At 71.1% G+C, this 20,711-nt stretch carries 18 protein-coding genes and 1 pseudogene; 1 reads left to right on the top strand and 18 read right to left on the bottom strand.

Annotation, left to right across the window (positions count from 1 at the left end; all coding sequences use genetic code 11):
* Positions 1–22: 22 nt before the first annotated feature.
* The 13 genes and pseudogenes from BLQ63_RS12190 to pyrR all read right to left on the bottom strand — a co-directional run bounded on the left by BLQ63_RS12190 (position 23) and on the right by pyrR (position 15,298).
* Positions 23–1,912 carry a primosomal protein N' family DNA-binding protein gene (locus BLQ63_RS12190; RefSeq protein ID WP_091034883.1) on the bottom strand — a complete coding sequence of 630 codons (1,890 nt, stop codon included), beginning with the start codon at positions 1,910–1,912 and terminating at the stop codon, positions 23–25.
* A gap of 94 nt (positions 1,913–2,006) precedes the next feature.
* Positions 2,007–3,200, bottom strand: a complete 1,194-nt coding sequence (gene metK, locus BLQ63_RS12185; RefSeq protein WP_091034426.1) for a methionine adenosyltransferase — start codon at positions 3,198–3,200, stop codon at positions 2,007–2,009.
* 145 nt (positions 3,201–3,345) lie between these two features.
* Entirely contained in the window at positions 3,346–4,524 is a 1,179-nt protein-coding gene (gene coaBC, locus BLQ63_RS12180) for a bifunctional phosphopantothenoylcysteine decarboxylase/phosphopantothenate--cysteine ligase CoaBC (RefSeq protein WP_091034421.1), read from the bottom strand.
* Positions 4,525–4,530: 6 nt separating this feature from the next.
* Entirely contained in the window at positions 4,531–4,803 is a 273-nt protein-coding gene (gene rpoZ / locus BLQ63_RS12175; RefSeq protein WP_026923083.1) for a DNA-directed RNA polymerase subunit omega, read from the bottom strand.
* A gap of 51 nt (positions 4,804–4,854) precedes the next feature.
* Positions 4,855–5,463, bottom strand: a complete 609-nt coding sequence (gene gmk / locus BLQ63_RS12170) for a guanylate kinase (RefSeq protein WP_245680954.1) — start codon at positions 5,461–5,463, stop codon at positions 4,855–4,857.
* 20 nt (positions 5,464–5,483) lie between these two features.
* Positions 5,484–5,807, bottom strand: a complete 324-nt coding sequence (gene mihF / locus BLQ63_RS12165) for an integration host factor, actinobacterial type (RefSeq protein ID WP_030156658.1) — start codon at positions 5,805–5,807, stop codon at positions 5,484–5,486.
* Between the two features lie 148 nt (positions 5,808–5,955).
* The gene (pyrF, locus tag BLQ63_RS12160) at positions 5,956–6,873 is read right to left on the bottom strand and encodes an orotidine-5'-phosphate decarboxylase (protein WP_091034874.1); all 918 of its coding nucleotides are present in this window, start codon (positions 6,871–6,873) and stop codon (positions 5,956–5,958) included.
* Between the two features lie 44 nt (positions 6,874–6,917).
* Positions 6,918–7,959: pseudogene (locus BLQ63_RS12155) on the bottom strand (quinone-dependent dihydroorotate dehydrogenase); the annotation flags it as partial.
* A gap of 63 nt (positions 7,960–8,022) precedes the next feature.
* Positions 8,023–11,346, bottom strand: coding sequence for a carbamoyl-phosphate synthase large subunit (gene carB, locus BLQ63_RS12150; RefSeq protein WP_091034416.1), 3,324 nt, complete (start codon positions 11,344–11,346; stop codon positions 8,023–8,025).
* Positions 11,339–12,511, bottom strand: coding sequence for a glutamine-hydrolyzing carbamoyl-phosphate synthase small subunit (gene carA, locus BLQ63_RS12145; RefSeq protein ID WP_091034412.1), 1,173 nt, complete (start codon positions 12,509–12,511; stop codon positions 11,339–11,341). The genes carB and carA overlap by 8 nt, the downstream gene beginning before the upstream one ends.
* Positions 12,508–13,806 carry a dihydroorotase gene (locus BLQ63_RS12140; protein WP_091034407.1) on the bottom strand — a complete coding sequence of 433 codons (1,299 nt, stop codon included), beginning with the start codon at positions 13,804–13,806 and terminating at the stop codon, positions 12,508–12,510. The genes carA and BLQ63_RS12140 overlap by 4 nt, the downstream gene beginning before the upstream one ends.
* The gene (locus BLQ63_RS12135; protein WP_091034404.1) at positions 13,803–14,723 is read right to left on the bottom strand and encodes an aspartate carbamoyltransferase catalytic subunit; all 921 of its coding nucleotides are present in this window, start codon (positions 14,721–14,723) and stop codon (positions 13,803–13,805) included. The genes BLQ63_RS12140 and BLQ63_RS12135 overlap by 4 nt, the downstream gene beginning before the upstream one ends.
* Positions 14,720–15,298: a bifunctional pyr operon transcriptional regulator/uracil phosphoribosyltransferase PyrR gene (gene pyrR, locus BLQ63_RS12130; protein WP_091034400.1), complete on the bottom strand. Its 579-nt coding sequence runs from the start codon at positions 15,296–15,298 to the stop codon at positions 14,720–14,722. The genes BLQ63_RS12135 and pyrR overlap by 4 nt, the downstream gene beginning before the upstream one ends.
* A gap of 272 nt (positions 15,299–15,570) precedes the next feature.
* Here pyrR and BLQ63_RS12125 point away from each other — a divergent pair, with 272 nt between their 5' ends.
* Positions 15,571–16,071 (top strand): transcriptional regulator, encoded by a 501-nt coding sequence (locus BLQ63_RS12125; protein ID WP_091034397.1) that lies wholly within the window; start codon positions 15,571–15,573, stop codon positions 16,069–16,071.
* A 217-nt stretch (positions 16,072–16,288) separates the two neighbouring features.
* Here BLQ63_RS12125 and nusB read toward each other — a convergent pair whose 3' ends face one another.
* From nusB to aroC, 5 genes are all read right to left on the bottom strand, one after another.
* The gene (gene nusB / locus BLQ63_RS12120) at positions 16,289–16,810 is read right to left on the bottom strand and encodes a transcription antitermination factor NusB (RefSeq protein WP_281187785.1); all 522 of its coding nucleotides are present in this window, start codon (positions 16,808–16,810) and stop codon (positions 16,289–16,291) included.
* Between the two features lie 2 nt (positions 16,811–16,812).
* Complete coding sequence (gene efp, locus BLQ63_RS12115; RefSeq protein WP_091034388.1) at positions 16,813–17,370, bottom strand: elongation factor P; 558 nt, start codon at positions 17,368–17,370, stop codon at positions 16,813–16,815.
* Between the two features lie 129 nt (positions 17,371–17,499).
* Complete coding sequence (gene aroQ, locus BLQ63_RS12110; RefSeq protein ID WP_091034383.1) at positions 17,500–17,934, bottom strand: type II 3-dehydroquinate dehydratase; 435 nt, start codon at positions 17,932–17,934, stop codon at positions 17,500–17,502.
* Complete coding sequence (aroB, locus tag BLQ63_RS12105) at positions 17,931–19,487, bottom strand: 3-dehydroquinate synthase (RefSeq protein ID WP_091034381.1); 1,557 nt, start codon at positions 19,485–19,487, stop codon at positions 17,931–17,933. The genes aroQ and aroB overlap by 4 nt, the downstream gene beginning before the upstream one ends.
* On the bottom strand, positions 19,488–20,666 hold the full coding sequence (aroC, locus tag BLQ63_RS12100) for a chorismate synthase (protein WP_091034377.1): 1,179 nt from the start codon (positions 20,664–20,666) through the stop codon (positions 19,488–19,490).
* Between the last annotated feature and the right edge of the window lie 45 nt (positions 20,667–20,711).

The following is a 20,711-nucleotide window of genomic DNA, read 5'->3' as shown; positions in this document are numbered from 1 at the left end:
CGCACCGCGGCAGGCGATGTGCTCAGGCGATTTCGCGCGGGTCGATCTGGATGCGCACCGGCTCGGCCTTCGAACCGGCCCTCTCGGCGGTCGCCTTCGCCAGCGTGCTCGCCAGGGCCGCGCCGTCACGGCGCCGGACCCGCAGCAGCAGCCGCTCGGTGTGCTCGTCCACCGGGATCGGACCGATCGCCTCGGCACCCAGATCGGCGGGCAGATCGGCCGCCAGCTTCTCGGCCTCCCCGTTCGGACCCGTCAGCGCCGCGAACCGCATCACCGGCGGGAAGCCCAGCTCCGACCGGTCCTCCAACTCCTGCAAGGCGAACCACGCCGGATCCCAGCGAATCAGCGCCTGGACCACCGCCAGACCCCCGTCGGCGACCACCACGGCCGTACCGTCGTGACGCGCCAAGGCCACCGCGTTCATCCAGCGCCGCAACGCCTCCTCGCTCGCCGTCAACTCGGCCCGCGTCAGCAGCGCCCAGGTGTCCAGGAGCAGGACCGCGCCGTAGCCCCCCTGCGCCGGCGGCTCCACCCCCGGCGTCGCCACCACCACGGCCGCGCCCTGCGGCGCCGCGTCCAGGCGGTTCACCCCGGTCGACTCCACCACCTGCGTGTCCGGGAACGCCTGCGCGAGCTCCTCGGCCGTGCGCTCGGCGCCGATGACGATCGCCCGCACGCGGGTCCCGCCGCACTCGGCGCAGCGGAAGTCCTCGGCCACCACCCCGCACCAGCCGCACACCGGCGCCCGTCGGGCCCCCAGGAGCCGCAGCGGACCCGAGCAGTTCGGGCAGGCCGCGCGGGTCCGGCAGCGCTGGCAGGAGACGGCGGGAACGTATCCGCGCCTGGGGACCTGGACGAGCACCGGCTGGTGCTTGGCGAGGGCCGCCCGTGCCGCTTCCCAGGCGACGGTGGGAAGCCGGGCCGTGCCGCCGGAGGGGTCGCGCTCAAGGTCGGACTCGTCCCCCACGGGCACGATCCTCGGTGTGGCCGAACGGATCTCATCGCGCGACGCGACCATCGAGACCGCCCACTCGGTCTCCACGAGGAGCTGCGCCTGCGGGGTCCGGCCGTAGCCGCCGACGAGGCAGGCGGCGCCGGACAGGTTGGCCCGGGTCAGGACGACCTCCCTGGCGTGGGGGTACGGGGCGTGGCGGTCCACGTGGGACTCGTCGCCGTCGTCCCAGATCGCGACCAGGCCGAGGTCGGCGACGGGGGCGAAGGCCGCGGCCCTGGTGCCGGCCACGATCCGAACCTCGCCCCGGGCCGCCTTCAGGAACGAGCGGTAGCGCTTGGTCGGGCCCAGCTGCGCGGAGAGCGTGACGTGGCGGTCCGGGCCGAGGATCGCCTCGAGCGCGGCGTCGAGGCGGTCCAGGTCGGCCTGGTCGGGCACCACCAGGACGGCGCCTCGGCCCGCGGAGGCGGTCGCGGCGGCGGCTTCGGCGAGCCGTGCGGGCCAGTCCTCGCCTGCGAGGGCGTTCCAGACGGCCTTCGGTGACTTGGTCTCGCGCAACGCGCGTAGGAATGCCTCGCCTGCGATATATCTCTTCCAGTCGCCGTCGATGGGCGCGGCCACCGGGAGGGGCTCGCTGCGGTTCTCGGCCTCGACCCTGACGCGCCGTTCCGGGACGGCCAGGCGCAGGACGTCGGTCAGCGTGCCCGCGTAGCGGTCGGCGACGGCCCTCGCCAGGGCCGCGACCTCCGCGGTGACGACCGGTTCGGGTGAGACGAGGTCGGAGATCCACAGGAGCTTGCCGGTGAAGTCGGTGGAGGGCTTGACGGCGATGACGAAGCCCGAGACCTTGCGGCGCCCGAAGCGGACCCGCACCCGGCAACCGGGTTTGACCTGGGCGGCCATGTCCTCGGGGATGAGGTAGTCGAAGAGCCGGTCCAGCTGCGGCAGCGGCTGGTCGATGCAGACCGCTGCGATGGCCGGGGACTCGTTCATCCGATAAACGTACCGGGCGCCCCCGACGGATCGGGGGCGCCCGGCGACAGTGCTCGGACCGTCAGTTCACCGCTTCCTTGAGAGCGGCGGCGCGGTCCGTCGCCTCCCAGGTGAACTCCGGCAGTTCGCGGCCGAAGTGGCCGTACGCGGCGGTCTGGGAGTAGATCGGCCTTATGAGGTTGAGGTCGCGGATTATCGCGGCCGGGCGCAGGTCGAAGACCTCGAACACGGCCCGCTCGATGCGCGCGTGGTCGACGGTGCCGGTGCCCATCGTGTCCACCGCGATGCTCACGGGCTTGGCCTTGCCGATCGCGTAGGCGACCTGGACCTCGCAGCGCTCGGCGAGGCCGGCGGCCACGACGTTCTTGGCGACCCAGCGGGCGGCGTACGCGGCCGAGCGGTCGACCTTCGAGGGGTCCTTGCCGCTGAAGGCGCCGCCGCCGTGGCGGGCGTAGCCGCCGTAGGTGTCGACGATGATCTTGCGGCCGGTCAGGCCCGCGTCGCCCATCGGGCCGCCGATCTCGAAGCGGCCGGTCGGGTTGACCAGGAGCTGGTAGTCGGCGATGTCGAGGTCGAGGCCGGAGACGACCGGCGCGATCACGTGTTCGGCGATGTCGGGCGAGAGCAGCGAGTCGAGCGAGATGTCGGGGGCGTGCTGGCTGGAGACGACCACGGTGTCCAGGCGCACGGGCTTGAGGCCGTCGTACTCGATGGTGACCTGGGTCTTGCCGTCCGGGCGCAGGTACGGCACGGTGCCGTCCTTGCGGACCTCGGTGAGCCGCTGGGAGAGCCGGTGGGCCAAGGCGATCGGCAGGGGCATCAGCTCGGGGGTCTCGCGGCAGGCGAAGCCGAACATCAGGCCCTGGTCGCCCGCGCCCTGGAGGTCGAGCTCGTCGAGCTCGCCCGCGTCCACTCGGGACTCCCAGGCCTTGTCGACGCCCTGGGCGATGTCGGGGCTCTGGCCGCCGATCGAGACGTTGACGCCGCAGGAGGCGCCGTCGAAGCCCTTCTTGGAGGAGTCGTAGCCGATGCGCAGGATCGTCTCGCGGACGATCTTGGGGATGTCGGCCCACGCGTTGGTGGTCACCTCGCCCGCGACGTGCACCTGGCCGGTGGTGATGAGGGTTTCGACCGCGACCCGGCTCCCGGGGTCCTGGGACAGCAGGGCGTCCAGGATCCCGTCGGAGATCTGGTCGGCGATCTTGTCCGGGTGGCCCTCAGTGACCGACTCGGAGGTGAACAGGCGACGTGCCACGGCACTCCTCAACACACATCTACGCCGCCGCGCGGCGCTCTCGAATGACTTCGCAGCTCACAAGTCTATGCGGTCCCGATCTTCCCACCAAGTCGGCGCGCGGGACCCAGGCGGCCTCGGAGGCGTCCACTGAGCGGGAGCGGCGCTAGGCGAGCGCTGCGGAAACGGCGTCCCAGATCGCGTCCGCGACCGATTCCTTGGAAGTGTGAGCGAGCGCGTCGACTTCGCCACGTTCGTCGAAGATGGTGACCGAGTTCTCCGTCGAGCCGAACACGGCGCCGCCGGAGACGTCGTTGAGGACCACCAGGTCGGCGTTCTTGGCCGCCCGCTTGGCGCGGGCGTGCTCGGGGCCGTCGTGGGTCTCGGCCGCGAAGACGACGAGGACCTGGCCGGGGCGCTTGGCCCGCCCGACCGCGGCGGCGATGTCCGGCGTCGAGCTCAGCGACAGCTCGAGGTCGCCCTTGCGCTTGAGCTTGCGGTCCGAGGGCTCCTTGGGCGTGAAGTCGGCGGGTGCGGCCGCGAGGACCGCGGCGTCGGCCTCGGCGGCGGCCTTGAGCGTGGCGTCGTAGAGCTCGGCGGTGGTCGAGACGCGCTCGACGCGGACGCCCGCGGGCAGTGCGGCGTCGATGTGGGCGGCGATGAGGGTGACGTCGGCGCCGCGCGCGGCGGCCGCGGCGGCGATGGCGATCCCCTGGCGGCCCGAGGAGTGGTTCCCGATGAAGCGGACCGGGTCGAGCGGCTCGCGGGTGCCGCCGGCCGAGACGACGACCTTGCGGCCCACCAGGTCCCGTGCGGGAGAAGCAGAGAGGAAGCCCTTGAGGAGGGCGAAGAGCGATTCGGGTTCGGGCAGGCGCCCGGGGCCGGTGTCGGCGCCGGTGAGGCGGCCCGAGTCGGGTTCGACGACGTGGACGCCGCGCTCGCGCAGGACGGCGACGTTGGCGCGGGTGGCGGCGTGCTCCCACATCTCGGTGTGCATCGCCGGGGCGAACACGACCGGGCAGGTCGCGGTCAGGAGCGTGGAGGTGAGCAGGTCGTCGGCGCGGCCGTGCGCGGCGCGCGCGAGCAGGTCGGCGGTGGCCGGGGCGACGACGACGAGGTCGGCCTCGCGGCCCAGGCGCACGTGCTTGACCTGCGAGACGTCCGTGAACACGCCGGAAGCCACCGGGCGGCCCGACAGGGCCTCCCAGGTGGCTTCACCGACGAAGTTGAGCGCCGCCGCGGTGGGGATGACGGTCACGTCGTGACCGGACTCCTTGATGAGGCGGAGCAGTATGCAGGCTTTGTAGGCGGCGATGCCGCCCGACACGCCCAGGACGACGTTCATCCGGACCTACGCCTCGGGGTCGTCGAAGGCCTTCGTTTCGAGGAGGCCCTTGTCGAGCTCGCGCATCGCGATCGACAGCGGCTTCTCCTCGGGAGTGGTCTCGACGAGCGGACCCACGTACTCGAGCAGGCCTTCGCCCAGCTGCGAGTAGTAGGCGTTGATCTGACGAGCCCGCTTGGCCGAGTAGATGACCAGCTGATACTTCGACTGGCTCTTCTCGAGCAGGTCGTCGATCGGCGGGTTGGTGATGCCGACCGGGTCGGCGACAGTCCCTGACACGTGTAATCCTTCGTGTGCGACTAGGTGGTGTTCAGCTCCGGCCTTTCGGAGCTACAGGCGGCTCGCAAGCTTCGCTGCCAAAGCCGGAGAACTGAGCAACTCTACCAGCTCAGCGGCCGCCTGCTCGATCGACACGTTCGTGACTGTGTGATCGAACTCGGCTTCCGCCGCGAGCTCCTGTCGTGCGGCGTCCAGACGGCGCGCGATCGTGGCCTCGTCCTCGGTCCCCCGCCCGGTGAGGCGGCGGACGAGTTCGTCCCACGACGGCGGCGCCAGGAACACCAGTTGGGCGTCCCGCATGGCCCGTCGGACCTGGCGGGCACCCTGCAGTTCGATCTCCAGCAGCGCCGGGAGTCCGGCGCGCAGGCGCTCCTCGACCGGGCCGCGGGGGGTTCCGTAGAGGTTCCCCGCGTAGGAGGCCCATTCAAGGAACTCCCCCGCGGCGATCATCGACTCGAACTGCTCGGTCGACACGAAGTGGTAGTCGGCGCCGTCGACCTCACCCGGGCGCGGCTTGCGGGTCGTGCAGCTCACTGAGAGCCAGACCCACGGGTAGTACTCCTGGATGAGGGCCTTGACGCTGCCCTTGCCAACGCCGGACGGACCGGAGAGGACCGTCAGTCGCTGGGCCAGGGCGGCGTGGTGGTGATCGATGCTCACGCGACTACTACTACCCGAACTTAGGCCTGGTCGCCCTTGAATTCATCCAAAAGCGCGGCGCGCTGGTGCTCGCCCAGGCCGCGCAGCCGACGCGAGTCGGCGATCTTGAGCTTCTCCATGATCTGGGTGGCGCGCTTGTCGCCGATGCCCGGGAGGGCCTTGAGCACGGCCGAGACCTTCATCTTCCCGGAGATGTCGTCGGTGGCAGCGGACTTGAGGACCGCTTCCAGGGTGGTCTCGCCCGACTTCAGCTTCTCCTTGAGCTCGGCGCGGGCCTTGCGGGCCGCGGCGGCCTTCTCAAGGGCTGCGGCGCGCTGTTCCGGAGTCAGTTTAGGGAGCGGCACGGGGTCTCCTTGCAGTCGATGGTTACGTCCCTGTGGACCTTGACGTGCGGGTATCGCCAAAGCATACCCAGCTCGGGAACGGTAACCCCAACCTCCGACACGCCTGCGACCGGGGGTGGGGCATTTCTCGGGGGCGGAATTCGGCGGTTTATTCCCCCATCGCGGCGCGGCATTCCTCCTGCAACCCCTCGACGGCGGTGCGAATGCTCGCCGTGGCAGGTCCCGGCTGTGCAATTTGTCGGGAATAGGACGGAATTGCGAAGTTTGCCGCGGCGCCGAGGACGCGCGGAAGATCACTCGGGCGCCCGCCCTGCGCGCCCATGCCCGGGACCAGGATAGGGCCGTTGAACTGGGACAAGTCGTGAGCGGAGTCACGTTGGCTCACCGTGGTGTGGGTGATTCCGTAAGTCGACTCACGGAGGCGCGCGTCCCCTTCGGCGGCGCAGGCGCCGATCGTGGCGCCCATGACGATGCCGAACGAGCCCATGGGCTCGGCGTCGCCGTTCTGGAGGTTCACCTCGTCGATGACGCCCTGGGCCACCGACCTGCCGTCGCGGCGCTTGGCCATCTGGATCTGCTTGCCCTCGGGGTTGGAGGTGCGCGCCAGCACGAACACGCCCTTGCCGTGGGCCGAGGCGAGGTCGAAGGCCGGCTGGAGCGAGCCGGTGCCCAGGTACGGGCTGACGGTGATCGCGTCGACGGCCAGCGGCGAGGCCGGGTCGAGGTAGGCCTGGGCGTAGGCGGCCATCGTCGAGCCGATGTCGCCGCGCTTGACGTCCAGGATGACGAGCGCGCCTGCCTTGCGGCACTCGGCGATCACCCGTTCCAGGAGCGCGACGCCGCCCGAGCCGAAGCGCTCGAAGAACGCCGACTGCGGCTTGACGAACGCGCACTGGTCCGCGACCGCCTCGGTCAGGGTCAGCACGAAGCGCTCGGCCCCTTCCAGGTCGTCGTCGAGGCCCCAGTTCAGCAGTTGCGAGCCGTGCGGGTCGATGCCCGCGCACAGCGGCCCGCGCTCGCGCGCCAGCCGGTGGGCGCGGGCGCCGAAGTCCTTGGTGGTCGGCATGTGCATTGCTCCTCAGGAATGGGCGGTGGCGCCGGGGCGGTGGGCGGTCTTCTTGAAGCGTCGCACGCTGCGGCGCACCACGGCGGGCCCGTTGAACACGAGGCCCGAGTAGAACTGGACGAGGCTGGCCCCGGCGTCGAACATCGCCTGGGCGTCGTCGGCGGTCATGACCCCGCCCGAGCCGATGATCGGCAGCCGGCCGCCGGTCTCGCGGTGGACGAAGCGCACGATCTCGCGGGAGACCATCGTGAGCGGCCTGCCGGACATGCCGCCGGGCTCGGCGGCGACCGCGTCCTCGCCCGGGTCGACCCCGTCGCGCCCGAGCGTGGTGTTCGTGGCGATGACGCCGGCGACGCCGGATTCGAGGCAGACCTCCAGGAGCTGGGCCATGGCCGGCTCGGTGAGGTCGGGGGCGATCTTGACCAGGACCGGGCGCTCGGCCCGCCCGGCCGCCAGGCGCACGCCCTCGGCCCGCAGCGCCCCCAGCAGGGCCCTGAGGGCCCCGGCGTCCTGGAGCTGGCGCAGGCCGGGCGTGTTGGGCGAGGACACGTTGATGGCGATGTAGTCGGCGAAGGGGTAGAGGAACCGCATCGACTGGAGGTAGTCCTCGATCGCGCCTTCGAGCGGCACGGCCTTGGACTTGCCGATGCTGATCCCGAGGGGGCAGTTCACGGCCGGTGCGGCCGCGAGCCGGGCGGCGAGGGCCTGGGCGCCGTCGTTGTTGAAGCCCATGCGGTTGACGATGCCCTGGGATCGGGGCATCCGGTACATGCGCGGTTTGGGGTTGCCGGGCTGGGGCTGGGCGGTGACGGTGCCGATCTCGGCGAAGCCGAAGCCGAGGGCGGGCCAGGCGCCGACGGCGACGCCGTTCTTGTCCATGCCCGCGGCGAGGCCGACGGGGTTGGGGAAGGGGATGCCGCAGACGGTGACGGGGGCGTGGAGCTGGTTGAGTTTGATGAGCGCGTTGCGGGCCTGACGTTGTTCGGACAGGCGGACGAGCCAGCGCAGGGTCGACTCGTGCGCGCGCTCGGCGTCGCCGCGTCCGATCCGGAACAGGACCGGGCGGGCCAGATTCTGGTACAGCATGGTCATTCCTGTATACGTCAATGCGCCGGGTGAGCGACTCGTGGTCGCCCACCCGGCGCTTCCTTAGGCCGCGGTCTCGGCGCCGCGCAGGCGCCGGTGGAGCTCCTGGAGCGAGGCGACGCGGATCTCGCCTCGGGAGGCGGACTCGATGGCCTGGGTCGCGGCCGCGGCTCCCTGGATGGTGGTGACGCAGGCGACGTCGGCGACGACGGCCGCGGAGCGGATCTCCCAGCCGTCGGTGCGCGGTCCGGTGGAGGCCGAGGGCGTGGTGATGATGAGGTCGATCTCGCCGGAGGCGATGAGGCTCACCGCGTCCTGGAGTCCGCCGTCGTTGCCGCTGTGGCGCACCACGGGGGTGGAGTCGATGCCGTGGCGCTTGAGGACCAGGCCGGTGCCCTCGGTGGCGTAAACGGTGAAGCCGAGGTCGACGAGGCGGCGCACGGGGAAGACGATGGCCCGCTTGTCGCGGTCGGCGACGGACACGAAGAGCTTCCCGGAGGTGGGGAGCTTGCCGTAGACGGCGAGGGTGGCCTTGGCGAAGGCCAGTCCGAAGGACGAGTCGATGCCCATGACCTCGCCGGTGGACTTCATCTCCGGGCCGAGGACCGCGTCGAGCCCGGCGCCTTCGACGGTGCGGAAGCGCTTGAAGGGCAGGAGGACCTCCTTGACGGAGATGGGGACCTCGGGTCCGGCGTCGGAGCCGTCGCCTTCGGGCAGGAGCATCCCTTCGGCGCGCAGTTCGGCGATCGTGGCGCCGAGGGCGACGCGGGCGGCGGCCTTGGCGAGCGGGACGGCGGTGGCCTTGGAGACGAACGGGACCGTGCGGGAGGCGCGCGGGTTGGCTTCGAGGACGTACAGCTGCTCGTCCTTGAGGGCGTACTGGACGTTCATGAGGCCGCGCACGCCGAGGCCGAAGGCGAGTTTGGCGGTGTAGTCCCGGATCTGCTGGATGACGGTGGCGCCGAGGGTGATCGGCGGGAGCGCGCAGGAGGAGTCGCCGGAGTGGACGCCGGCCTCCTCGATGTGCTCCATGATGCCGCCGAGGTAGAAGTCGGTGCCGTCGCAGAGGCAGTCGACGTCGATCTCGATGGCGTCGTCGAGGAACCGGTCGATGAGGATCGGGTGCTCGGGGCTGGCCTCGGTGGCGCGGGAGATGTACCCGGCGAGGGTGTCCTCGTCGTAGACGATCTCCATGCCGCGGCCGCCGAGGACGTAGGAGGGGCGGACCAGGACGGGGTAGCCGATCCGGTCGGCGACCTCGCGGGCCTCCTCGTAGGAGAAGGCGGTGCCGCCCTCGGGGGCGACGAGGCCGAGTTCGTCGAGGAGGCGGCCGAAGACGCCGCGGTCCTCGGCGGCGTCGATGGCCTTGGGGCTGGTGCCGACGATGGGGAGTCCGGCGTTCTCGAGGCGTTCGGCCAGGCCCAGGGGGGTCTGGCCGCCGAGCTGGACGACGACGCCGATGACGCCGGGTCCGCCTCCGGCCCTGCCGCTCTCGTGCTCGGCGTGGTAGACCTCGGTGACGTCCTCGAAGGTGAGCGGCTCGAAGTAGAGCCGGTCGGCGGTGTCGTAGTCGGTGGAGACGGTCTCGGGGTTGCAGTTGACCATGATGGTCTCGTAGCCGACCGCGCGCAGGGCCTGGACGGCGTGGACGCACGAGTAGTCGAACTCGATGCCCTGGCCGATGCGGTTGGGGCCGGAGCCGAGGATCATGACCTTGGGCCGGTTGGAGGGCGCGACCTCGGTCTCGTCCTCGTAGGTCGAGTAGTGGTAGGGCGTGTGGGCCTCGAACTCGGCGGCGCAGGTGTCGACGGTCTTGAAGACGGGGCGCAGGCCGAGGCGGTGGCGCAGGCGGCGGACGCCGGCCTCGCCGGCGAGTTCGGGGCGCAGGGCCGCGATCTGGGCGTCGGAGCATCCGGCGCGCTTGGCGCGGCGCAGGAGCGCCTCGTCGACGACTGCGGCGTCCTCGATGTCGTCGCGCAGGTCGATGAGCTGGGCGACCTGGTCGAGGAACCACGGGTCGATCTTGCAGGCCTCGTGGACGTCGGCGACGCTCGCGCCGAGGCGCAGGGCGCGCTCGGCGGTGTAGAGGGTGCCGTCGTGGGCGGTGCGGAGCGCTTCGAGCGTGTTCTCGAGGGTGGCGCCCTCGGGGTCGGGGCGGGTCCAGAAGCCGGCGGCCTTGGTCTCGGTGGAGCGCAGGGCCTTCTGGAGGGCCTGCTGGAAGGTGCGGCCGAGGCTCATGGCCTCGCCGACGGACTTCATGGTGGTGGTGAGGGTGGGGTCGGCGCCGGGGAACTTCTCGAAGGTGAAGCGCGGGACCTTGACGACGACGTAGTCGAGCGCGGGCTCGAACGCGGCCGGGGTGGCCTTGGTGATGTCGTTGGGGATCTCGTCGAGCGTGTAGCCGATGGCGAGCTTCGCGGCGATCTTGGCGATCGGGAAGCCGGTGGCCTTGGAGGCGAGCGCGGAGGAGCGGGAGACGCGCGGGTTCATCTCGATGACGATCATGCGCCCGTCGGCCGGGTCGATGGCGAACTGGATGTTGCAGCCGCCGGTGTCGACGCCGACTTCGCGCAGGATCGCGATGCCGACGTCGCGCATGCGCTGGTACTCGCGGTCGGTGAGGGTCATCGCGGGGGCGACGGTGACCGAGTCGCCGGTGTGGACGCCCATGGGGTCGACGTTCTCGATGGAGCAGACGATCACGACGTTGTCGTTGCGGTCGCGCATGAGTTCGAGCTCGTACTCCTTCCAGCCGAGCACGGACTCCTCGATGAGGACTTCGGTGGTGGGGGACTCGGCGAGGCCGTTGCCGGCGATGCGGTCGACGTCCTCCCAGGTGTGGGCCATGCCGGAGCCGAGGCCGCCCATGGTGAAGGAGGGGCGGATGACGACGGGGAGGCCGAGGTCCTTGACGGTGTCGCGGACCTCGTCCATGGAGTGGCAGACCGCGGAGCGCGGGACCTCGCCGCCCACCTTGAGGACGACCTCCTTGAACTGCTGGCGGTCCTCGCCGCGCTGGATGGCGTCCATGTCGGCGCCGATGAGCTCGACGCCGTACTTCTCGAGGATGCCGGCCTCGTGGAGGCCGACGGCGGCGTTGAGCGCGGTCTGCCCGCCGAGGGTGGCCAGGAGCGCGTCGGGCTTCTCCTTGGCGATGATCTGCTCGATGACCTCGGTGGTGATCGGCTCGACGTAGGTGGCGTCGGCGAACTCGGGGTCGGTCATGATCGTGGCCGGGTTGGAGTTGACGAGGGTGACGCGCAGGCCCTCTTCGCGCAGGACGCGGCAGGCCTGGGTGCCGGAGTAGTCGAACTCGCAGGCCTGGCCGATCTGGATGGGCCCGGACCCGATGACGAGGATGTGCTTGAGGTCGTCGCGCTTAGGCATCGGCCTTCGCCCCCTTGTTGTTCTCGATGAGTTCGACGAGCCGGTCGAACAGGTAGTCGGCGTCGTGCGGCCCGCTGGCGGCCTCGGGGTGGTACTGCACGGAGTAGGCGGGCACGTCGAGGCAGGTGAGGCCTTCGACGACGTCGTCGTTGAGGCAGACGTGGCTGACCTGGACGCGGCCGAACTCGGTCTCGAAGAACTCCCCCGACTCCGGTGCCGCGAGCGCGCCCTGCTCGTCGTCCGCCTTCGGCTTCGCCAGCGCGAAGCCGTGGTTGTGAGCGGTGATCTCGACCTTCCCGGTACGAAGGTCGAGCACGGGCTGGTTGATGCCGCGGTGCCCGTACTTGAGCTTGTAGGTGCGCAGGCCGAGCGCGCGGCCGAGGATCTGGTTGCCGAAGCAGATGCCGAAGACCGGGACGCGGCGGCGCAGCAGTTCGCGGGTGAGCTCCACCTGGTGGTCGGCGGTGGCCGGGTCGCCGGGGCCGTTGGAGAGGAACACCGCGTCGGGGCCCTCGGACAGGAGCAGGTCGACGGCGGCGTAGGCCGGGTAGACCGTGGTGGTGATGCCGCGCGCGGCGAGGCGGCGCGGGGTGTTGCGCTTGATGCCCAGGTCGAGTGCGGCGACGCGGTACTTGCCCGCGCCTTCGGCCTCGTACGTGTAAGGCTCGGAGGCGGTGACGGCGCCGACGTGGTTGGCGCCGGCCATCTGCGGGCTCATGCGGACCTTCGCGAGCAGTTCGTCGACGTCGGTCGAGCGCGAGGAGATGCCGACGCGCATGGCGCCGGATTCGCGCAGGTGCCGGGTGAGGGCGCGGGTGTCGACCTCGCAGATGCCGACGACGCCCTGGGAGGCGAGCTCGTCCTCGAGGCCGCGCTTGGCGCGCCAGTTGGAGCTGATGCGGGAGGCGTCGCGCACGACGTACCCGGCGACCCAGATGCGGCGGGACTCGTCGTCCTCGTCGTTCCAGCCGGTGTTGCCGATCTGCGGCGCGGTCTGGGTGACCACCTGCCCGTAGTAGGACGGGTCGGTGAGGGTCTCCTGGTAGCCGGTCATGCCGGTGTTGAAGACGGCCTCGCCGAAGGTCTCGCCGACCGAGCCGAACGCTTCGCCGCGGAAGACGCGGCCGTCCTCCAGGACGAGGATCGCTGGTGCCCTGCTGCTCATTCGGTCGTCTCCTCTTCGATCTTGCCGTTCAGCACGGTGGCGCGTCCGCGCAGGAACGTCGCCTGCACGGTGACCGGGAGTTCCATCCCGGCGTACGGGGTGTTGCGGGACAGGGACGCGAGGTCTTCGGGGACGACGGTCCAGGTCGCGGCGGGGTCGACGAGGGTGAAGTTGGCCTCGACGCCCGGCCGGGGGTCGCGGCCGTGGGCCTCGAGTCCGGCAATGCGCGCCGGGGCGCGCGAGGTGCGCTCGGCGAGGAGGTCCCAGTCGACGCCGGCGGGGCCGCCGAGGGCGAGCACGCTGATCGACAGGGCGGTCTCCAGTCCGAGCATCCCCGGGCGGGCCGCGGCCCACTCGCACTGCTTGTCCTGCAGGGCGTGCGGGGCGTGGTCGGTGGCTACGGCGTCGATGACGCCCTCGGCGAGGGCGGCGCGCAGGACCGCGACGTCGGCTTCGCGCCGCAGCGGCGGGTTCACCTTGTACACGGGGTCGTAGGAGCGGGCGGCCTCGTCGGTCAGCAGCAGGTGGTGCGGGCAGACCTCGGCGGTGACCTTGGCGCCGCGGGCCTTGGCCTCGCGGATGATGTCGACCGAGCGGGCGGTGGAGACGTGGCAGAAGTGGATGCGGGCGCCGGTGTACTCGGCGAGGAGCACGTCGCGGGCGATGATGGCCTCTTCGGCGACCGAGGGCCAGCCGGGCAGGCCGAGTTCGGCCGAGACGGCGCCCTCGTTCATCTGGGCGCCTTCGGTCAGGCGCGGCTCCTCGGCGTGCTGGGCGATGAGCCCGCCGAAGGTCTTGACGTATTCGAGGGCGCGGCGCATGAGGACCGGGTCGGCGACGCAGTGGCCGTCGTCGGAGAACATGCGGACCTCGGCCGCGGAGTGGGCCATCGCGCCGATCTCGGCGAGCCGCTTGCCTTCGAGGCCGACCGAGACCGCGCCGATGGGCTGGACGTCGGCGTAGCCGGCGGCGCGTCCGAGGGCGGCGACCTGCTCGACGACCCCGGCGGTGTCGGCCACCGGGTAGGAGTTGGCCATGGCGCACACGGCGGTGTAGCCGCCCTTGGCGGCGGCGCGGGTGCCGGTGAGGACGGTCTCGGCGTCCTCGCGGCCGGGCTCGCGCAGGTGCGTGTGCAGGTCGACCAGGCCGGGCAGGAGCACCAGGCCGTCGGCGTCCACCGTGTCGGCGCCCTTGGCGCTGATCGAGCCGACTTCCGCGATGCGGCCGTCGCGGACGAGGACGTCCGTGCGGCCCTTGCCGATCAGGTCGGCGGATTTGATGAGGAGGTCGGTCACCTGGCTTCTCCGTTCGTGAGCAGGAGGTAGAGGACGGCCATGCGGACCCAGACGCCGTTGGTCACCTGTTCGGTGATGGTGGCGCGGGGCGAGTCGGCGACCGTGGCGGCGATCTCCATGCCGCGGTTCATCGGGCCGGGGTGCATGACGATGGCGTGGTCGGGCAGGAGCGCCAGGCGGCGCTCGTCGAGCCCGTAGAGGCGGGCGTACTCGTTGGCGGTCGGGAAGAACGAGGCGTTCTGGCGCTCGCGCTGGACGCGCAGCATCATGACCGCGTCGACGCCCTTGAGGCTCGCGTCGAGGTCGTAGCCGATCTCGACCGGCCACCCCTCGATGTCCTTGGGCAGCAGGGTGGGCGGGCCGACCAGGCGCACCTGGGCGCCCAGTTTGGACAGCAGCCACACGTTCGAGCGGGCGACTCGCGAGTGGAGGATGTCGCCGACGATCGCCACGGTGCGGCCCTCGATGCCGCCGAGGCGCCGCTTCATGGTGAAGGCGTCGAGCAGGGCCTGCGTCGGGTGGGCGTGGGTGCCGTCCCCGGCGTTGAGGACCGCGCCGTCGAGCCATTCGGTGAGCCGCTGCGGGGCGCCCGCGGCGGGGTGGCGGATCACGACGGCGTCGGCGCCCATGGCCTGCAACGTCAGCGCGGTGTCGCGCAGGCTCTCGCCCTTGTTGACGCTGGAGGTCTTGGCCGCGAAGTTCACGACGTCGGCGCTCAGGCGCTTGGCCGCGGTCTCGAAGGAGGTGCGGGTGCGCGTGGAGTCCTCGTAGAACAGGTTGACGACGGTGCGCCCGCGCAGCGCCGGCAGCTTGGGGACCTCGCGCCCGGTGACGGCCTCGGCCATCTGCTCGGTGACGTCGAGGATCAGCTCGGCCTCGTCGCGGGTCAGTTCCTTGGTGGTGAGCAGGTGCTTCATCGCTCCCGGCCTCCGGTCAGCACCACCGCGTCGAGACCGTCGTACTCGGTCAGGCGCACGGCCACGTTCTCGTCGCGGGCGGTGGGGATGTTCTTGCCGACGTAGTCGGCGCGGATGGGCAGCTCGCGGTGGCCGCGGTCGACCAGAATCGCGAGCTGGACGCTGGCGGGGCGGCCGAGGTCGTAGAGCGCGTTGAGCGCGGCCCGGACGGTCCGTCCGGAGTAGAGCACGTCGTCGACGAGGATGACGCGCTGGTCGTCGACGCCGCCGGGCGGCAGCTCGGTCGGCCCGAGCGCCCGGAGCGCGTTGCGGCGCAGGTCGTCCCGGTAGAGGGTGATGTCGAGCGTGCCGGCGGGGACGTCGATGTCGGCGAAGCGCCGGATGCGGTCGGCGAGGCGTCCGGCGAGGGCGACGCCGCGGGTGGGGATGCCCAGGAGCATGGTGTCGGGGGCGCCCTTGGTCTTCTCGAGGATCTGGTGGGCGATGCGGTCGAGGATGCGGCCGATGTCGTCGCCGGCGAGGATGTGCTTGCCCGACGGGTCTTCCTCGGTCTGCCTGAGGGCAGGGGAAACCACGTGAACCTCCTTCTCCGCCTCACTGGACGGTCTGTTAAAGAACGGTTTCGTCGCGGGCCATCTTACTTCGTCGGTGACGGAGCGTAAAGGCCGTTCCCAAAAGCGAAGCGTCAAAACCGGCTTGTATGACGGATTTCATCGGGTTTGCCTGGCGGCTATGAAGGGCTCACGCGACGAAGAACACTGTTTGGGGGCACCCCAACGGCCGATGGTCACCGACCGTAGTCAACAATAGGGTTCCTCTCGTACCGAAAATTGGAGTTGATCCCAGCATGGCGACATCTGACTACGCCAAGGCGCTCGGCAACCGGCTGCGTGACATCCGCATGCAGCAGGGGCTGTCGCTGCAAGGCGTCGAGGACAAGTCCGGCGGCAAGTGGAAGGCCGTCGTCATCGGCTCATACGAGCGAGGGGACCGTTCGATCACGGTCAGCCGCCTCGCCGAGTTGGCCGACTTCTACCGGATCCCCGTCTCCGAGCTGCTTCCCGAGGGCGTGCCGCTCCCGGTCGAGCAGGCGGAGAAGATCGTCCTCAACCTCGAGGCGCTCTACGACCACCCCGACCCCGAGCTGGAGCACGTGGCCAAGCTCGCCCGCTCGATCCAGCAGCGGCGCGGCGACTACAACGGACGGATCCTCTCGATCCGCGCCGACGACCTCTACACCCTCGCGGTCGTCTACTCGACCACGCCTTCGGGCCTGATCGAGAAGCTCGAGGACTTCGGCGTCCTCGTGCACGACCTCCAGGCGTTCTTCGCCTCGGACGGCGAGTAGGACTCCGCGCAGGACGACGAAAGCGGCCGGGCCCCGGATCGGGGGGCTCGGCCGCTTTCGTCTCGCCTCCGGCACGACGAAGCGACCGGACCCCGACAGCGCCGGTTCGGGACGGGGCTCGGCCGCTTTCTCGTTCTGCCTCCGGCGCAAGCGAACGGCCGGGCCCGACGCTGCGCACCCGCAGCGGGGTCCGGCCGCTTTTCGCTTGCACGACAGGCTATTCAGCCGTGTCGTCGGCCTCTTCCCGAGGCTTGTCCTCGATGCTTTCCCGGGGCTTGTCCTCGGCCCGCTCCTGGGGCTTGTCGGCCCTCGCGGCCTTGTCGAGGACCGCGTTGACGAACGAGGTGTCGTCGGAGGAGCCGATCTGGAGGGCCACGCGCATGGCCTCCTTGATGGCCACGGGCGTGTCGACGTCGGGGACGTGGCGGATCTCGTAGAGGGCCACGCGCATGACGTTGCGGTCGACCGCGGCGATCCGCTCGACCGCCCAGCCCTTGGCGGAGGCGCCGATGATCGCGTCGAGTTCACCGAGGTGCTGGGCGACGCCGCGCACCAGCTCCTCGGCGTAGGCGGGCAGACGCGGGGCCTCGGGATCGGCGAAGGCCCGGGAGGCGCGCTCGGCGAGGACCTTGGAAGGCTCCGTGTCGCGGCTCTCGGCTTCGTACAGGATCTCGACGGCGCGCATCCGCCATTTCGTTCGGGCGGAGAGCCGATCAGGTCCGTTCTGCTGGTTCCCCACGCCTATGCCCGGGAGAGGTATTTGCCGTCGCGGGTGTCGACCTTGATCTTCTCGCCGTTGTCGATGAACAGCGGCACCAGCACCTGGGCGCCGGTCTCGACGGTGGCGGGCTTGGTGCCGCCGGAGGAGCGGTCGCCCTGGAGGCCGGGCTCGGTGTAGGTGATGACGAGCTCGACCGAGGCCGGCAGCTCGACGTAGAGCGCCTTGCCGTCGTGCCAGGCGATGGTGACCTCGGAGTTCTCCAGCATGAACTTGGCGGCGTCGCCGACCAGGTTCGGGCCGAGCGGGAACTGGTCGTAGGACTCCATGTCCATGAAGACGAAGTCCTCGCCCTCCTTGTAGAGGTAGCTCATCGTGCGGCGGTCGACGTTCGCGGTCTCGACCTTGGTGCCGGCGTTGAAGGTCTTGTCGACGATCTTGCCCGACGGGATCTGCTTGAGCGTGGTGCGCACGAACGCCGGGCCCTTACCGGGCTTGACGTGCTGGAACTCCTGCACCTGCCAGAGCTGGCCCTCGAGGTTGAGCACCAGGCCGTTCTTGAGGTCGTTCGTGGATGCCACGGGCGTTCGTCTCTTTCGATAGAGGTTCTGAGTTGCCGACCGTCAATGGTAGCGGGCGGGCGGGCACCCGCCCGTCCCGCCCGCACCGGCTGTGAACAGCGGCGCAGCGCTCCCGCCGCGGCGGGTCGCTCAGGCGGCCCGGAGCGCGGCGATGTGGCGGAGCGCGGCGGTGTAGCCGTCGAAGCCGAGGCCGACGATGACGCCCGCGGCGTGGGCCGAGACGAACGAGCGGTGCCGGAACTCCTCGCGCTGGTGCACGTTGGAGAGGTGGACCTCGATGAGCGGGGCCGTGAGCTGGGCGCACGCGTCGCCTACCGCGACGGAGTAGTGGGTCCAGGCGGCGGCGTTGAGGACCACGGGGTATTCGCCGTCGGCGGCCTCGTGGAGCCATCCGAGGAGTTCGCCCTCGTGGTTGGTCTGGCGGAAGTCCACTTCGAGGCCCAGTTCCTCGCCGGCCTTGGCGCACAGGTCGGCGAGGTCGGCGAGGGTCTGTGAGCCGTAGATCGCCGGTTCGCGCTTCCCGAGCCGGTTCAGGTTGGGGCCGTTCAACACCAGTGTCTTCATGCCGTCAGCCTCTCATAGGCCTCGCGCTGCTGCTCGGCCGTGACGTCGTCGACGACCACGGGTTCGGCGAGCGCGTCGAGGAGCACGAACCGCTGGGTCGCGCCGACGTTCTTCTTGTCGATCAGCATGACCTTGAGGATGTCGTCCCAGCGTCCGGCCTCGTAGGTCGTCGGCAGTCCGAGCGACGCGAGCACGGCCTTCGTGCGCTCCACGAGGTCGACCCGGCCGGTGAGGGCGCTCAGGTGGGCGGCGTAGACCATGCCCACGGCGACCGCGTCGCCGTGGCGCCAGCGGTAGTGCTCGAGCTTCTCGACCGCGTGCGCGAAGGTGTGCCCGTAGTTGAGGATCGCGCGCAGGCCGCCTTCCTTGAGGTCGGAGGCGACCACGGCGGCCTTGACGGCGATGGCGCGCTCGACCAGTTCGCCGACCACGGGGTTCGCGGCGTCGAGGGCGGCCTCGGGGTCGGCCTCGACCAGGTCGAGGATGACCGGGTCGGCGATGAAGCCGGCCTTGACGACCTCGGCGAGTCCCGCGGCGAGGTCGCGCACGGGCAGGGTCGCGAAGTTGTCGAGGTCGACCAGGACCGCGCGCGGCGGGTGGAAGGCGCCGACGAGGTTCTTGCCCGCGGCGGTGTTCACGCCGGTCTTGCCGCCGACGGCCGCGTCGACCGCGCCGAGCAGCGAGGTCGGGACGTGGACGACGGCGACGCCGCGCAGCCAGCAGGCCGCGACGAATCCGGCGAGGTCGGTGACCGCTCCCCCGCCGACGCCGACGACGAGGTCGGTGCGGGTGAAGCCCTCTGCGCCGAGCGCCTCCCAGACCTGCTCGGCGACGGCGACGGTCTTGCCGTCCTCGGCGTCGGGCAGTTCCATGAGGGTGGCCTCGACCCCGTCGGGGACGAGGGCGCCGACGCGTTCGGCGAGCTGGACGGTGCTGGCGGTGTGCAGGACCGCGACGCGGGAGGCCTGGCCGAGGAACTCGGGCAGGCGGTCGGTCGTGCCGTGTCCGATGAGGACCTGATAGGGCGTGTCGGCGTCGTTCACCGTCACGATGCGCACGGCCAGCCGCACGCGGATCTCCTCGGTCACGTCGGCCACGTCCCTTCCGGTGGTGTCGATCTCGATGTCGGCGACCTCGCGGTAGAGCGGCATGCGCTCGTCCATGAGCCGGCGCAGGGTGGCGCGCGGGTTGACCTGGAGGAGCGGGCGGCCGCGGTCGAGTTCGGTCCGCTTGACCGCCTCGGCGAGGCCGACGCGCAGGTGCACGACGGTGACGTCGGCGAGGAGCTTGCGGGTGGCCTCGGCGAGGACGGCGCCGCCGCCCAGGGCGAGGACGCCGTCGTGCTCGGCCACGGCGCGGCGGACCGCTTCGCGTTCGAGGGCCCGGAAGTGGTCTTCGCCGTGGTCGATGAAGATGTCGGGGATCGGCTTGCCCGCGGCGTCGGCGATGTCGGCGTCGGCGTCGCGGAAGGGCGCGCCGAGGGACTCGGCCAGGGCCCGGCCGATGGTGGTCTTGCCCGAGCCGGGGGGCCCGACGATCACCACGAGAGTCATCTAGCGCACCCGCAGGTTCTCGAGGTAGTTCGCGAAGTTGCGGCGGGATTCGGGGACGGAGTCGCCGCCGAACTTCTCCAGGGCCGCTTCGGCGAGCACGTAGGCGACCATGTGCTCGGCGACGACGGCCCCGGCCGGGACCGCGCACACGTCCGAGCGCTGGTTGATCGCCTCGGTGGCCTCGCCGGTGACGGTGTCGATGGTGCGCAGGGGGCGCGTCAGCGACGAGATGGGCTTGAGCATGGCCGAGACGCGCAGCGGCTGGCCGGTGGTGATGCCGCCTTCGAGGCCGCCGGCGCGGTCGGTGAGGCGCTGGACGCCGTCGGGGCCGGGCACGATCTCGTCGTGCGCGGAGGAGCCGCGCACCGAGGCCTGCATGAGGCCGTCGCCGATCTCGACGGCCTTGACCGACTGGATCGACATGAGGGCGGTGGCGAGGCGGGCGTCGAGCTTGCGGTCCCACTGGACGTGCGAGCCGAGCCCGGGCGGGAGGTGGTAGGCGAGGACTTCGACGACGCCGCCGAGGGTGTCGGCGTCCTTCTTCGCGGCGTCGACCTCGGCGACCATGCGGGCGGAGGCGTCGGGGTCCATGCAGCGCAGCGGGTCGGCGTCGACCGCCGCGAAGTCGGCGGGGGTGGGGACGAGGCCCTCCTTGGCGCGGACGGGGCCGAGGGCCTTGACGTGGGAGACGATCTCGATGCCGAAGGCCTGCTTGAGGAAGGCCTTGGCGACGGTCCCGCCGGCGACGCGCGCGGCGGTCTCGCGGGCGGAGGCGCGCTCGAGGATCGGGCGGGCGTCCTCGTGGTCGTACTTCTGCATCCCGGCGAGGTCGGCGTGGCCGGGGCGGGGCCGCGTCAGGGGGGCGTTGCGGGCGATCCCGGCGAGTTCGGCGGGGTCGACCGGGTCGGCGGCCATGACGGTCTCCCACTTGGGCCACTCGGAGTTGCCGACGCGGATGGCGACGGGAGAGCCGAGGGTGCGGCCGTGGCGCAGGCCGCCGATGAAGCTGACGGCGTCGGCCTCGAACTTCATGCGGGCGCCGCGGCCGTAACCGAGCCGCCGGCGGGCGAGTTCGGCCGCCACATCGCCGGTGGTCAGCTCGATCCCGGCGGGCAGGCCGTCGAGCGTGACCACGAGTTCGGGTCCGTGTGATTCTCCAGCTGTCATCCATCGCAACACGCCGTCAAGTCTGCCACTGGGGCGGGTGTGATTCGGCACCTGGTG

The sequence above is a fragment of the Glycomyces harbinensis genome (assembly GCF_900101745.1).
GTDB lineage: Bacteria > Actinomycetota > Actinomycetes > Mycobacteriales > Micromonosporaceae > Glycomyces > Glycomyces harbinensis.
This window is presented reverse-complemented; position numbering and strand designations above follow the sequence as displayed.